Here is a 14043-nt window from a genome sequence, read left to right on the forward strand (position 1 = left end):
GCAAACGATTCAGGAACTGCGGCGTCGCCGCAACATGCCGGCTGGCAGCAAGACACAGATGGCCGCGCAAAATACCAATGCAAAACCCGCTATATCGCTGATACTCGGGTGTTCACCCAACAGCAGGATGGCACCGCTGACACCGACTACCGGCACCAGCAAGGTACCCAGTGCCGCCACCCCGGCCGGCAGGCGGACAATGATTTCAAACCAGAGAATATAACCCAGCGCCATGCCGAAAAAGATGTGGTAACCGAGCGCCAGGATTACCGGTGTCTGCAAGTGTCCCAAATGCGGAATGCCCTCAAAGCTCAGCAATCCGGCCAGCGCTACGGTAGCCCCGATCAGTAATTGCCATGCGGCAATTGCCAGTGGCTCGGCGGCGATGCGGGCCCATTTGGTATAGACCGTACCGGTAGCCCAGGTCAGTGCCGCCGCCAGCGCATACAGAATGCCGGAGGGCAGGCCGCCGTGCAGCAGCGGTGCAATCAGGATGGCCAGACCGGACGCGCCCAGCAACAAGCCCGCGCCGCGCATGACATCGATCCGTTCACCGAGTGCCAGGCGTGCAATCAGCGTCGCCCACAGCGGCATGGAATACGTAATGATGGCGACTCTTGAGGTGGCCGCACCGAGTTGCGCAAACGTCAGCAGGATATTGAACATGGCGATGTTCAATATCCCGGTGGTGATGACGTGAAAGCGGTCGCGGCCGGCCGGAATCAGCAGGCTGCGGCGACGCACCAGTGCCAGCAGAAATACCGTGCAGGCAGCAGCGCCGAGTCCAATGGTGCGCAAGGTCCATGGTGAAACCCCGCTCAGTGAAACTTTTACTGCGGGCCAGTTCAAGCCCCATACCAGCCCGAGCAATACGAGCATGGCGCGCGCCTTGGCGTTGTCAGATAGTGGCATGGTGGCCTGTAACCAATCCCGCAACGCGTGCGGGATAGTGGGGTTTACCAGCGAGTGTCGGCATCGAGCGGATAGATCGGACGACGCACTTTGCGGATCGGAAACAGATCAAAATTGGAACTGGTCGGACCGCCGCTGTCGGAATCACACTCTTCCAATCCCTTGCTGACCGGTACAAACACCGGCCGGCAATACATGCGCGATTTGAGGATCAGAAATGCCTTGCTGGCCGGATCCAGACCGAGACTGGTGAACACGCCAAGGTCATAGGGTTCGACCCGTTCTTCGGTGATCACGATGTGGGCGGCGCCGATATCGAACAACACACTGCGCCCCATCTGTATCGTCGAGCCGGTGTAGATCGGACCGCTGACACGGAAATTGCCATCGGTAATCGCCAGTACCTTGCCGGTCAGTTGCAGCGGCGTCTTGGTGATGCCTTGCTGTGCCAGTGCCACGCTGTTGCCGACGGCGACCGTGACGGTGGCGCCGAGACCGGCGCTGATCAGCGTTGCTACCGCCTGCGGATCCGCTGTCGGGCCGACGGCGATATCGGTCATGCCTTCGGCCAGCGCCGCTTCCAGTACATCCATGGTATTGCAGGTGCCGCCCGACATCACGTTGTCGCTGTGATCGAGCAACAAGACAGGGCCAGTGCCGGGACCGGCCGCCAGTTCGCGTGCATGCGCCAGCGATTGGCGCAACGGTGTGCTGTCGTAGAAAAAGCCTTGGCGCTCATTCCACATCTGGCGTGCAATCTTTTCCGCTACCTGATCGGCCAACGCGGCGTCACCATCGGCGACCACCACGACCGACATGCCGGCATCGCGAAAATCGGACAGCGGGAAACCGGCGAAGATCGATACCGCCAGAACGCCGTCTTCCTTTTCAGCCGCGAATGCTGCCGCCACCGCGCGTTGCATGGCGCTGGCCGAAGTATTGCTGGTCAGCGTCGCCGACAGGATCGGCAGTTGCCGCCAGCCGACCAGCGGCCGGGATTTTTCCTGCAACATGTCCATCAGCAAATGTCCGGCATGGGCGCCGGTTTCATACATGTCGATGTGCGGATAGGTTTTGAAACTGACCACGATATCGGCGTGATCGACGATTTTTTGCGTCACGTTACCGTGCAGATCGAGCGCCACGCACATCGGTACATGCGGAGCAATCTTGCGAATTCGCTCCAGCAAGACACCTTCGCCATCATCGGCGTTCTCGGCCACCATAGCGCCGTGCAGATCCAGCATGATGGCGTCGCAACCGGCTTCAATGGCGCGCACGATGGCGTCCGTCATCAGCGTATAAGCATCTGCCGCTACGGTGGCGCTGGGGTTGGCAGTCGCCGACAACGGCGTAACGATAGTGGCATTGATGCCATCGGCGATATCGAGAAATGCGCCCATGGCAGTGCGCGCACCCTTTTGCGAACGGTATGCCGCCTCATCCCAGCTTGGCTCGAATGCTTCGAGCGGCGTCGGGATTGGCGAGAAAGTATTGGTTTCGTGATTCAGTCTGGCAATGACAATTTTCAACGGCATAAAATTTTCCTTGAAGAACTACAGCTCAGATCGCCACCGCGCTGGCGAGCATCGCATGCAGCAAGACATTGGCGCCGGCTTCCAGATGTTCGGCCTTGGCATCTTCGATTTCGTTATGGCTGACACCGTCTTTGCAAGGCACGAAAATCATGCCTGCCGGCGCCACGCGTGCGGCATAGATGGCATCGTGACCGGCGCCGGAAACCACGTCCATCGTGGCGTAGCCGAGCATGCTGGCCGCTTGTCGCACCTGACCGACGCAGTCGGGGTGGAACGGGCAGGGTGGAAAATACGAGACCCGCTCCAGTTCGATCTTGAGGCCGGTATCGGCACGCACGCGGTCGATGTAGGCAAACAGATCGGCATTCATGCGATCCAGCGTTTCATCATTGACGTTGCGCAGATCGACCGAGAATTTGACCTGGCCCGGAATCACGTTGCGGCTGTTCGGCATCACCTGCACCGAACCGACCGTACCGCGCCCGTATGGCGGATAGCGTTTGGCGATGGCTACCACTTCCTGCATGATGTAAGTCGATACCTGCAACGCATCCTTGCGGATTTCCATCGGCGTCGGACCGGCATGCGATTCAAAGCCGGTCACGGTACAGTCGTACCATGCCAGTCCCAGCACTGCCGGCACCACACCGATCACGGTGTCGGCATTTTCCAGCACCGGACCCTGTTCAATATGGGCTTCGTAATACGCGCCGATCGGATGGTCGCCGCAACGTTGCTCGCCGATATAGCCGATGCGCGTCAGTTCATCCTTGACGTTCTTGCCGGCGGTGTCGGTAGCGTTGTAGGCATGCTCCAGGGTGAAGGCGCCGCAAAATACACCCGAGCCCATCATCACCGGCACGAAGCGCGAGCCTTCTTCATTGGTCCAGACGGCAACTTCAATCGGCGCTTCGGTCTGGATCTTGTGCTGATTCAATGTGCGTACCACTTCCATTCCCGCCAGCACGCCGTAGTTGCCGTCGAACTTGCCGCCGGTCGGTTGGGTGTCGATATGCGAACCGGTCATCACCGGCGGCAGATCATTGTTGCGGCCGGGCCGGCGCATGAAGATGTTGCCGATCTGATCGACCGTCACGCTCATGCCTTCCTGGCGCGCCCAGTTGCTGACCAGATCGCGGCCCTGTTTGTCGAGATCGGTCAGCGCCAGACGGCAGACGCCGCCCTTCCGGGTAGCGCCGATGGTTGCCAGTTCCATCAGCGATTGCCACAAGCGCGAACCGTCGATGCGCAGGGCGCTGACGTCAGATGATGTTTTCATGTCCATGATGACTCCGTCAATTTCATTCAGTTTGATCAGTCAGGCTGCCAGATTGACGCCAAGGTAGCGATCCTTGGCGGCATCGTCAGCCATGAATTCGGCGTTGCTGGCGCTGTAAGCAATGCGCCCCTGTTCCACGATGTAATGGCGGTCTGCCAGTTGCGTGCAGACTTCCAGGTTCTGTTCCACCAGAATGATCGACATGCCGGTGGCCTTGATCAGTTTCAGCTGCGCCACGATCTCTTCCACGATCACCGGCGCCAATCCTTCTACCGGTTCATCCAGCATCAAGACCTTGGGGTGCGTCATCAGCGCGCGGGCGATGGCCAGCATTTGCTGTTCGCCGCCCGACAACTGACCGCCGCCATTCTTGCGACGCTCTTTCAGCCGCGGAAAAATCTTGTAGATATCTTCCAGACTCCAGGCAGAATCACGACGCGCTGCCATGGTCAGATTTTCTTCCACCGTCAGCAGCTTGAAGATACCGCGATGTTCCGGCACCAGACAGACGCCGCGCGCGGCAATCTTGTAAGCCGGCAGACCGGCCACATTATCCCCCTGAAACAAGACTTTGCCCTGACGCGGCTGTACTACGCCGACGATGGTCTTGAGCGTGGTGCTTTTACCGGCGCCGTTGCGTCCCAGCAGCGTGACCACTTCGCCGGCATCGACGTTGAATGTGACGCCTTGCAGGATATGGCTTTTGCCGTAGTAGCCATGAATGTCATCGACGTTGAGAATCATGCTTTGCCTCCGGTAATCATGTTGCCCAGATAGGCGCGCCGCACGCGTTCATCATTGCGGATGTCGTGCGGACGTCCCTGCGCCAGAATCTGTCCTTGCTGCATGACGGTGATGCGATCCGAAATATCCATGACGATGTCCATGTTGTGTTCGATCAGCACCACGGTGTAATTGTCGCGCAGGCTGCGGATCAGTTGCTTCATCTCGGCAATGTCATCGATGCCCATGCCGGAGGTCGGCTCGTCGAGAAAAATTACCTTGGGTTTGCCGGCCATGGCCATGCCGACTTCCAGCCGTCGTTGCTGGCCGTGCGACAGTTCGCCGCACAGTCGTTGCGCCACCTGACCCAGATTCAGCCGTGCCAGCAACGTATCGGCGGTTTCACAGACGGCGCTGATCGACTCGGCCCGGCGCCATGGATTGAATGCTTGCGTCGGTTGCCGCCCCTGCGCTGCCAGCCGCAGGTTTTCCCATACCGTCAGATTGGGAAACAGACTGGTGACCTGGAAGGATCGTGCCAATCCTTTGAGCACCCGCTTGTAACCGGGCAGATGGGCGATTTCCTCACCTTCGATCAGGATGCTGCCAGTGGTGATCGGCGTGGTGCCGGTCAGGGTATGGAACAGGGTAGTCTTGCCGGCGCCATTGGGACCGATCACCGAATGCACGTTGCCGGGCATGATGTCGAGCGAAATATCATTGACCGCCGTGAACTTGCCGTAGCGCTTGGTCACGTTGATCGCTTTCAGAATAGGCAGCGTCATGAGTGTCCTTCTTTGATGGAGGCGCGTTCTGCGGGTTCTGCACGCGCCGGGCGGAAGCGTTGCAACAGCGAGTGCGCCAGACCGAACAGGCCTTTGTGCATGTACAGACTGACACCGATCAGCAAGAAGCCGAGCAACATCAGCCAGCGCGGCCACAAGGTGGACAGCCAGTTGCCGACCAGTACATAAAAGGTGGCGCCGAGTACCGAGGCAAACAGATTGCCGGTACCGCCGATGACCGTCATGATCAGGATCGATTCGCTGGCGTGATATTCGATGTTGGACAAAGGTGCGATGCCGGTCATCATGGCATGCAAGCCGCCGGCCAGACCGGTGACCGCGCCGGAAATCACAAACGCCGCCAGTTTGAAACGGGTGATGTCGTAGCCGACCGCCGAGGCGCGCGCTTCGTTGTCGCGAATCGCCAGCAAGGTGCGGCCAAATACCGAGTCAACGATGCGTTGCAGCAGCCAGAACACCACCACGAACACCAGTGCCACGAAACCATAGTATTGCCATGGCGTGGCGGTCGGGATCAGGGTATTGCCGAGCAATGACAGGTTGGGACGCGGGATGTTGAGCAAACCGTTATCGCCACCGGTGACATCTTTCAGTGTGTAGGCCAGGAAGTAAAACATTTGCGCGAATGCCAGCGTCAGCATCACGAAGTACGTGCCGCGCTGGCGGATCGAAAACGAGCCGACCAGCAATGCGGCGAGAGCGCCGACCACCATGGCAATCAGCAGCGACACCAGCAATGGCACTTGCAAATGCAGCAGGGACAAGCCGGTGGCATAGCTGCCGACACCGAGAAAAATCCCTTGGCCGAATGACATCAGGCCGGTATAGCCGAGTAACAGATTGCAGCCCAGTGCCGCCAGCGCGAAGATCAGGACTTCGGTGGCGAGGGTACCGGAACTGACCGTCAACGGCAGGATCAGCACCACCGCGATCACCAGCAGCGTGTAACGGAAATGAATGAAGTTTTTCATGTTCATCTCCTTAACTGGCGCGGCCGAACAGGCCATTGGGACGCAACAGCATGACCGCTGCCATCGCGATGTAAATCATCAGATGGGCACCTTCCGACCAGATCGTGCTCATCAGACTTTGCACCACGCCGACCAGAATGCCGCCGGCCAGGGCGCCGAAGAAACTGCCGAGGCCGCCGATCACCACCACGACGAACGCAATCCCGAGCGCTTCGATTCCCATGAAGGGTTCGACGCCGCGAATCGGTCCTGCCAGCGCACCTGCGAGACCGGCCGTTACCGCGCCGAGCGCGAACACCAGGCTGAAGATGCGGTCGATATTGAGACCCAGCAGCGATACCATTTCAGTCGATTCGCTGCCGGCACGGACAATCGATCCGAGCCGCGTACCTTCCAGCACCCACCACAGCAGCAAGGCCATGACCGCAGTAAAGGCGATCACGAACAAACGGTATTTGGGATAGACGAAGTTGCCGATCATGACCACGCCTTGCAGCAGATCGGGCGGCGAAATATTGTTGCCGAGCGGGCCCCAGTAAGAAATCACGGCCTCCTGTATCACCAGTGCCAGGCCGACCGTGAACAGAATATGGAAATGATGCGGCAGGGCGTAGATGTGCCGCAGTACGAATTTTTCTACCAGCCATGCAAACAGGCCCACCAATAATGGTGCGATCAACAGCGTCCACCAGAAATTGACACCCATCTGTCCCAGCTCGAAGCAGAAATAGGCACCGAGCAGAAAGAATGCGCCGTGGGAAAAATTGACGAAACGCAGCAGTCCGAAGACGATGCTCAATCCCACTGCCAGCAGGAAATACAGCATGCCGATGCCGACGCCGTTGATGATTTGCAGCAAATAGATATTCATGACACCTCAATACATTGAAGACTTGCGTCAACTGCCGCAGATTGCCGTTCCGGCCGGACCGGAACGGCAGCAGAGCATTGCCGGTGATTGATCAGCCCAGCTTGCACATGGTTTTGTCCAGCGGCAGGAACGATTTTCCGAACGAGACGATGTCGGCAAAGTCATTCTTGTTGCGCATCTTCGATTTCGCCTTGCCTTTGAGCAGGTAGTAATTCTTGATGACCTGATGATCACCCTTGCGAATTTCTTCCGTGCCGGTCAGACCTTCATACTTCATGCCCTCCATCGCCGCGATCACCGCTTTCGGATCGGTGCTGTTGGCTTTGATGATGGCGTCGAGAATGATCTTGGTACAGATATAAGAACCGGCCAGGCTGTAATTCGGATCGATCTTCAGGCTGGAATTGACGAATTGCACGAATTCCTTGTTGAACGGTGCGTCGATGGCGTGCCAGTATTGCGCGCCGAAATACACGCCGTCGCAAATATCTGCACCCAGCGTTTCGAACTGTTCCAGTCCCGAGGCCCATGCCATCAGAATCGTCATGTTGTTCTTCATGCCGAAGCTGACTGCCTGACGCAACGTGTCCGAAGATTGCGAACCGAAATTGAGTAGCAACAAGACATCCGGCTTGGCCGCCATGGCGTTGGTCAGATAGCCGCTGAATTCTTTTTCGGCCAGCGAGTGATAGCTGTTGCCGACGTGTTCGATGCCTTTTTCCTTGAAGATGGCCTTGGCCGCATTGAGCAGGCCGTCGCCGAATACGTATTGCGGCGTGATGGTGTACCAGCGCTTGGCGTTCGGCAATTTTTCCAGCAACGGCCGTACGGTTTGTTCAATGGCGCCGAAGGTTGGCACCGACCAGCGGAAGGTGGCGCGATTGCATTCGGTACCGGTGATTTCATCGGCGCCGGCAGTGGTGATGAAAATGCTGTTGGCCTTTTCGGCTTCCTTGCCCATCGCCAGTGATTCCGATGACAGAATGCCGCCGGCAAAAAAGCGGGTGCCCTTTTCGATGGATTCCTGCACCTTGCGCACCGCTGTGGCCGGCTTGCCTTCGGTATCGATGGCGGTATAGCTGAGATTTTTTCCCAGCACCTTGCCATATTTTTGCAGAACCAGTTTCATGCCCATGTCAGCGTATTTGCCGTTCGCTGCGAACGGTCCCGACATCGGCACCGGACAGCCGAACTGAATGGCATCCGATTGCGCGAACACGTCCGAGAACGAAAGTGCACCAGGTGCAGCCAGAGCGGACAGCTTGAGAAAGTCGCGACGATTGATCATGTTCAAATCTCCAAAAAAGGATGGTTCATTCAAAATTTGCATCTGGGTTGAGTAACGCAAGTTCCATGCCCATGACGCGATTTTTTGCGCCATGAATTGTATTGCGTTTAGACGTGACAACGCACTGCAATTTTATTTGCACCAGCGGGTGCAATTGCAGAGAAATGAATATTGATGAACGACCGCGGAATGATGTGATTGCGCGTAAATCGCTGCCCATGAACTTGTTTGGTCATGATTTCTCCTCCGGTTTAACGTCTCGATGATTTTTATATTTTTTTACTGCGCCGAGCAGATCATGCAATGTGATTTTTCACATCATCAATGTCATGTCGGTATTGCATGCTACCGCAAATTTTTACTGCTGCATCTGTTAAATTCGTTTTGTTTTCTCCTGAAGTTTTCATGTGGAAAAAATCATTCCGTCATACTTAAAATACTGCTCCATACAACAGTGCATTTTCAACGGATGACGCACCATCAAATCAAGCCGTCGCACCAAAAAAAGCAAACGGCATGAGGATCAGTCATGCCGTTTTTCTTGCATCGTTGCTCAGCTGTTTGCCACGCTTATTTCATTTGCGGAAAAGCGAACTCGGCGCCTGCGCTGGCAGTGTTCGGCCAGCGTTGCATGACCGCTTTGGCGCGTGTGTAAAACCGCACGCCTTCAGGGCCGTAGACGTGATGGTCGCCGAACAGACTGCGCTTCCAGCCACCGAAACTGCTGAATGCCATCGGCACCGGCAACGGCACATTGACACCTACCATACCGACTTCAATCTGACGTACGAACTCACGCGCCACACCGCCATCGCGGGTATACACGGCAACACCATTGCCGTATTCGTGGGCGTTGATCAGATCGACTGCGGTAGCGACATCGGGGGCGCGCAAAACGCACAAGACCGGGCCGAAAATTTCTTCCTTGTAGATGGTCATTTCCGGGGTCACGTGATCGAACAAAGTGCCGCCGACGAAGAAGCCTTTTTCACGGCCGGCGACTTTGAAACCGCGACCATCGACTACCAGCGTAGCGCCTTCTTCCACGCCTTTGCCGATCAAGCCTTCGATGCGGGCTTTGGCGGCAGCAGTCACCACCGGACCCATCTCGGCATCTTTTTCCATGCCATCGCCGATCTTCAGATTGCGTGTGCGTTCCGCCAGTGCTGCAACCAGCTTGTCGCCGGCATCGCCGACCGCGACCGCCACCGAAATCGCCATACAGCGTTCGCCGGCAGAACCGTAAGCGGCACCGATCAGCGCGTCAACTGCGAGCTGCATGTCGGCATCCGGCATCACGACCATGTGATTCTTGGCGCCGCCCAATGCCTGCACGCGTTTGCCCTTGGCGCTGCCGCGTGCATAAATGTATTCGGCAATCGGAGTAGAGCCGACGAAGCTGATGGCCTTGACTTTCGGATGATCGATCAAGGCATCGACGGTGACCTTGTCGCCCTGGATGACATTGAACACGCCATCTGGCAAACCGGCTTGCTTGAGCAATTCTGCCATCAGCAACGATGCCGACGGATCGCGTTCGGAAGGTTTCAGGATGAAGCAGTTGCCGCATGCCAGTGCAATCGGGAACATCCACATCGGCACCATGGCCGGGAAGTTGAACGGGGTAATGCCGGCGACCACGCCGAGTGGTTGGCGCATCGACCAGGCATCAATGCCGCGTGCGATCTGGTCGGTGTATTCACCCTTGAGCATTTGCGGAATGCCGACGGCAAACTCGACCACTTCGATACCGCGCGCTACTTCACCTTGCGCATCGGAAAAAGTCTTGCCGTGTTCGCGGGTCAGAATCGTGGCGAAATCATCCGCGTGTTGCTGCAGCAAATTCAGGAATTTGAACAGCACCCGGGCGCGGGTCAGCGGCGGGGTGTTGGACCATGCCGGGAATGCGGCCGCCGCCGCGGCGACGGCATCATTGGTATCTTCAGCAGTGCCGAGCGTGACGCGTGCCACCGGCACGCCGAGCGCCGGATTGAAGACATCGGCGTAACGGTCGTTGTTGCTGTCAACGCGACGGCCATTGATGAAGTGGGTAATTGTTTCCATGTCGCGATACGTCCTAGTCCAGTGTTTTCAAAATGGCGGCGAGCTTGCCGAATAAATCGTCGATGTGTTTCTTTTCGATGATCAGCGGTGGCGACAACGCAATGATGTCGCCGGTGACGCGAATCAGGACGCCGTCATTGAAGGCACGACGGAACGCATCGTAGGCGCGGGCGCCGACTTTGCCGGGAATCGACGCCAGTTCGATGCCGACGATCATGCCGATGGTGCGAATGTCGATCACGTGCGGCAGACCGCGCAGCGCGTGCGCAGCATCTTGCCAGTAGTCAGCCACGCTGCGGGCGTGTTCCAGAACGCCTTCCTGTTCGAACACATCGAGTGTCGCCAGGCCGGCGGCGCAGGCCAGCGGGTGGCCGGAATAGGTATAGCCGTGGAACAGTTCGATACCGTCAGGACCGTTCATGAAGGCATCATGTACGTGCTTCTTGACGAATACCGCGCCCATTGGCACGACGCCGTTGGTCAGGCCCTTGGCGGTGGTGACGATATCCGGTTCGACATCAAAGTAATCGAATGCGAACGGTGTACCGAGGCGACCGAAGCCGGTAATCACTTCATCGAAAATCAGCAGGATGCCGTGCTTGGTGCAGAGTTCGCGCAAGCGTTTCAGGTAACCCTTGGGCGGAATCAGAACACCGGTGGAGCCGGCTACCGGTTCGACGATCACGGCGGCGATGTTGGACGCATCGTGCAACGCCACCAGACGCTCGAGTTCATCGGCCAGATGTGCACCGTATTCGGGTTCGCCACGGGTGAAAGCGTTCTTTTCCAGATTGTGGGTGTGCGGCAAATGATCGACGCCGGCCATCAAAGCGGTGCTGAAGGTTTTGCGGTTGCCGCCGATGCCGCCGACCGACATGCCGCCGAAGCCGACGCCGTGATAGCCGCGTTCACGGCCGATCATGCGGGTGCGGGTGGCATCGCCGCGCACGCGGTGATAGGCCAGCGCAATCTTGAGCGCAGTGTCGACCGCTTCGGAACCGGAGCCGGTATAGAACACGTGATCGAAACGATTGCCGGTGTATTGCTTGATGCGTTCGGCCAGTTTGAAGGCATCCGGGTGACCGAGCTGGAACGAAGGTGCGTAATCCAGAGTGGCGACCGATTTCTGCACGGCGGCAACGATTTTCGGTTGCGCATGGCCGAGCGGTACACACCACAAGCCGGCGGTGCCGTCCAGAATCGCATTGCCGGCATCGTCGCGGTAATACATGCCCTCAGCCGATACCAGCATGCGCGGACTGGCTTTGAAATTGCGGTTGGCCGTATACGGCATCCAGTAAGCGGACAGGTCGGAAGCTTTTGCAGGGCTGTTCATGGGGCGCACCATCGGCGAGTTGAGAATGATCTGATTATTGCGAGACATCAGCAATATTGTCAGATACACTTTTCAATTAGATGAAAAACTGTATTGCCGTTTTTAATAATCTGTATTGTTCACACTTCAAGGCTGGCAGCGACGATGGCAAAAAATTCACGCAGCGGATTCCGTCTCGATTTGCAGAGAAACGGCCCTTCGCGGCTGGTCGAGCAAGTGGTCAATGGCCTTTCTCAGCTTATCGCTCAGGGCGAATTGCGGTCCGGCGAACGTTTGCCGTCGGTGCGCCAATTTGCCGAGGAGCACGATATCGGCGCCTCCACCGTGGTGGAAGCTTATGAACAACTGGTTGCCAGAAGTGTATTGGTAGCCCGGCGTGGCGCCGGCTTTTTCGTCGCCGCGCGCGGCACTCAGATCAGTCCGGCGCTGTCGTTCACGCCGCCCGAGCCGGTGATCGACTCGGCCTGGCTGCTATCCGAAATGTTTGCCGATGAACGGGTGCCGATCAAGGCCGGTTGCGGCTGGCTGCCGGGCAAGTGGCTGGACGATGAGGGCTTGCATCAGGCCGAGCGGCGCATCATCCGCTCGCCGGGAGCGCAGCAGGTCGGCTATGGTCATCCCTACGGTTATGCGCCCTTGCGGCAGATCATCGCGCAATTTCTCGGCAACTGGTCGCTGGAAGTGTCGCTCGACCAGATCCTGACATCGCACGGTGCGACACAGGCGCTGGACCTGATCATCCGCACCATGGTCAAGCGCGGCGACACGGTGATGGTGGATGATCCCGGTTACTGCAATCTGATCGCCATGCTGAAGATGGCCGACCTCAACGTGATCGGCATTCCGCGCACTCCGACCGGCATCGATACCGAGATGCTGGAAAATCTGGCGCGCATCCATCGGCCCAAACTGTTTTTCACCACCAGCGTGCTGCACAATCCGACCGGCACGTCTTATACCCCGGCGTGTGCGATGCGGGTGTTGCAGGCCGCTGAGCGACATGGATTCTGGGTAGTGGAAGACGATATTTTCCGCGAACTGGGACAAGCCACCGATCCCATGCTGGCAGCGCTCGATGGCTTGCAGCGCGTGATTTATGTCGGCAGTTATTCCAAGACCATCGCGCCCTCGCTGCGCGTGGGATTTGTGGTGTGCCAGCGCGAACTGGCACGGCAACTGGTGCATACCAAGATGGTATTGAGCCTGACCAATTCCGAAATCAATGAACGTCTGGTGCACAGTGTATTGACCGAGGGTCATCACCGGCGCCATGTCGAAAGTCTGGCCGCCTCGCTGCTGGGGGCGCAGGCGCGGGTCAACGCCAAATTGACGGAAGCCGGACTGGTGCCGTTCACGACACCGCGCGGCGGCATGTTTTCATGGGCGCGCATGGAAAACAGTGCGCTGTCGGCACGCGATGTGGCCGACCTCGCACGGCAAAAAGGCATCTGGCTGGCGCCCGGCGACTTCTTTCATTTATCGCCGCCGGAACACCAGTGGTTTCGCTTCAATGTGGCCTACGCCGATGCCCCGGAATTGTTTGCATTTTTCCGCGAGTTACAGGCGCAGGCAGGTACTGCTTCAGCTTGAACTCAGTGCGGCTGGTGCCGCCGCTGCCGGAGTGTATTGGCGCAAATGGTCGCGCCATTCTTCCGGACGTCCGAGCCAGTGGCCGGTATCAAAAGCATGCATGCGGCCATCCTGCTCCAGCACGAAGGTCGGAAAGCCATGCCCGCCGACACGCGCCAGCAATTGCCGGCTGGCGTCGATATGCGGTTGCAGTTCTTCCTGTTCGACGCGCTGGTATTCACGGGCAAAAGCTTCCCAGTCGACCCCGAGTTCCACCGCCAGCGCAGTCAGCACATCGCGGTCGGCAATCCGGCGGCCTTCGACATAATGCGCAATCTGCATCCGCGCCAGCAGATCGAGCCCGCGCCCGGTCAGCGTCTGCACTGCCAGAATGGCAGTGATCGGCGGTGCCGAGTCGAACACCGCCTTGGGATCCAGCAACAGGCCGTCGAAATAGGCTTCGCTGAAGACTTGCCCGGTCAGTGCCGCAATGCGGTGATCATGCGGCATGACATAGTTGCGCAGCGTCGGACTGACGGTTTGCCGGTTGTTGCCGGTCATCATGCCGCCGGCGTGCGCCACCACTTCGATGACGTCACGTGCGCTCGCCACCAATGGTGCCGCGCCGTAACACCAGCCGCACAACGGATCGTAAATGTAATGCAATACCGGGCTGCTCATGTGCT

General features: G+C 58.0%; 13 protein-coding genes. 1 reads left to right on the forward strand and 12 read right to left on the reverse strand.

Annotated elements, in window-relative coordinates; genetic code table 11:
- Nucleotides 1-9 precede the first annotated feature (9 nt).
- The 11 genes from AKL27_RS15560 to AKL27_RS15605 all read right to left on the reverse strand — a co-directional run bounded on the left by AKL27_RS15560 (nt 10) and on the right by AKL27_RS15605 (nt 11788).
- Nucleotides 10-912 (reverse strand): DMT family transporter, encoded by a 903-nt coding sequence (locus tag AKL27_RS15560; protein WP_050463769.1) that lies wholly within the window; start codon nt 910-912, stop codon nt 10-12.
- 44 nt (nt 913-956) lie between these two features.
- On the reverse strand, nt 957-2450 hold the full coding sequence (locus tag AKL27_RS15565; protein WP_050463770.1) for a M81 family metallopeptidase: 1494 nt from the start codon (nt 2448-2450) through the stop codon (nt 957-959).
- A 25-nt stretch (nt 2451-2475) separates the two neighbouring features.
- On the reverse strand, nt 2476-3735 hold the full coding sequence (locus AKL27_RS15570; RefSeq protein WP_050463771.1) for a Zn-dependent hydrolase: 1260 nt from the start codon (nt 3733-3735) through the stop codon (nt 2476-2478).
- A gap of 33 nt (nt 3736-3768) precedes the next feature.
- Complete coding sequence (locus AKL27_RS15575) at nt 3769-4473, reverse strand: ABC transporter ATP-binding protein (RefSeq protein WP_050463772.1); 705 nt, start codon at nt 4471-4473, stop codon at nt 3769-3771.
- Entirely contained in the window at nt 4470-5237 is a 768-nt protein-coding gene (locus AKL27_RS15580; protein WP_050463773.1) for an ABC transporter ATP-binding protein, read from the reverse strand. Before AKL27_RS15580 ends, AKL27_RS15575 begins: the two co-directional genes overlap by 4 nt.
- Nucleotides 5234-6229 (reverse strand): branched-chain amino acid ABC transporter permease, encoded by a 996-nt coding sequence (locus AKL27_RS15585; protein ID WP_050463774.1) that lies wholly within the window; start codon nt 6227-6229, stop codon nt 5234-5236. The genes AKL27_RS15580 and AKL27_RS15585 overlap by 4 nt, the downstream gene beginning before the upstream one ends.
- Before the next feature lie 10 nt (nt 6230-6239).
- Entirely contained in the window at nt 6240-7100 is an 861-nt protein-coding gene (locus tag AKL27_RS15590) for a branched-chain amino acid ABC transporter permease (protein ID WP_050463775.1), read from the reverse strand.
- Between the two features lie 91 nt (nt 7101-7191).
- Nucleotides 7192-8388, reverse strand: a complete 1197-nt coding sequence (locus AKL27_RS15595; protein WP_083439090.1) for an ABC transporter substrate-binding protein — start codon at nt 8386-8388, stop codon at nt 7192-7194.
- A gap of 107 nt (nt 8389-8495) precedes the next feature.
- Nucleotides 8496-8624, reverse strand: coding sequence for a hypothetical protein (locus tag AKL27_RS28650; protein WP_269749228.1), 129 nt, complete (start codon nt 8622-8624; stop codon nt 8496-8498).
- A gap of 334 nt (nt 8625-8958) precedes the next feature.
- Nucleotides 8959-10452, reverse strand: coding sequence for a CoA-acylating methylmalonate-semialdehyde dehydrogenase (locus AKL27_RS15600; protein ID WP_050463776.1), 1494 nt, complete (start codon nt 10450-10452; stop codon nt 8959-8961).
- Nucleotides 10453-10465: 13 nt separating this feature from the next.
- Nucleotides 10466-11788, reverse strand: coding sequence for an aspartate aminotransferase family protein (locus AKL27_RS15605; RefSeq protein ID WP_050463825.1), 1323 nt, complete (start codon nt 11786-11788; stop codon nt 10466-10468).
- Nucleotides 11789-11932: 144 nt separating this feature from the next.
- Between AKL27_RS15605 and AKL27_RS15610 the strand changes: the two genes are divergently transcribed.
- A complete protein-coding gene (locus AKL27_RS15610) occupies nt 11933-13378 on the forward strand; it encodes an aminotransferase-like domain-containing protein (RefSeq protein WP_050463777.1) in 1446 nt (481 codons plus the stop codon).
- On the opposite strand, the gene AKL27_RS15615 is transcribed toward AKL27_RS15610, so the two are convergent.
- Nucleotides 13370-14038, reverse strand: a complete 669-nt coding sequence (locus tag AKL27_RS15615) for a DsbA family protein (protein WP_050463778.1) — start codon at nt 14036-14038, stop codon at nt 13370-13372. The two genes, AKL27_RS15610 and AKL27_RS15615, sit on opposite strands and share 9 nt — an antisense overlap.
- Nucleotides 14039-14043 lie beyond the last annotated feature (5 nt).

The organism is Herbaspirillum autotrophicum (genome assembly GCF_001189915.1).
GTDB classification, from domain to species: domain Bacteria; phylum Pseudomonadota; class Gammaproteobacteria; order Burkholderiales; family Burkholderiaceae_D; genus Herbaspirillum; species Herbaspirillum autotrophicum.

Excerpts from the sequence above, each read along its gene's own strand:
- AKL27_RS15590 (WP_050463775.1), bottom strand. The coding sequence starts at position 7,100 with ATGAATATCTATTTGCTGCAAATCATCAACGGCGTCGGCATCGGCATG.
- AKL27_RS28650 (WP_269749228.1), bottom strand. The coding sequence starts at position 8,624 with ATGACCAAACAAGTTCATGGGCAGCGATTTACGCGCAATCACATCATT.
- AKL27_RS15615 (WP_050463778.1), bottom strand. The coding sequence starts at position 14,038 with ATGAGCAGCCCGGTATTGCATTACATTTACGATCCGTTGTGCGGCTGG.
- AKL27_RS15565 (WP_050463770.1), bottom strand. The coding sequence starts at position 2,450 with ATGCCGTTGAAAATTGTCATTGCCAGACTGAATCACGAAACCAATACT.
- AKL27_RS15600 (WP_050463776.1), bottom strand. The coding sequence starts at position 10,452 with ATGGAAACAATTACCCACTTCATCAATGGCCGTCGCGTTGACAGCAAC.
- AKL27_RS15595 (WP_083439090.1), bottom strand. The coding sequence starts at position 8,388 with ATGATCAATCGTCGCGACTTTCTCAAGCTGTCCGCTCTGGCTGCACCT.
- AKL27_RS15585 (WP_050463774.1), bottom strand. The coding sequence starts at position 6,229 with ATGAAAAACTTCATTCATTTCCGTTACACGCTGCTGGTGATCGCGGTG.
- AKL27_RS15560 (WP_050463769.1), bottom strand. The coding sequence starts at position 912 with ATGCCACTATCTGACAACGCCAAGGCGCGCGCCATGCTCGTATTGCTC.
- AKL27_RS15605 (WP_050463825.1), bottom strand. The coding sequence starts at position 11,788 with ATGAACAGCCCTGCAAAAGCTTCCGACCTGTCCGCTTACTGGATGCCG.
- AKL27_RS15570 (WP_050463771.1), bottom strand. The coding sequence starts at position 3,735 with ATGGACATGAAAACATCATCTGACGTCAGCGCCCTGCGCATCGACGGT.
- AKL27_RS15575 (WP_050463772.1), bottom strand. The coding sequence starts at position 4,473 with ATGATTCTCAACGTCGATGACATTCATGGCTACTACGGCAAAAGCCAT.
- AKL27_RS15580 (WP_050463773.1), bottom strand. The coding sequence starts at position 5,237 with ATGACGCTGCCTATTCTGAAAGCGATCAACGTGACCAAGCGCTACGGC.
- AKL27_RS15610 (WP_050463777.1), top strand. The coding sequence starts at position 11,933 with ATGGCAAAAAATTCACGCAGCGGATTCCGTCTCGATTTGCAGAGAAAC.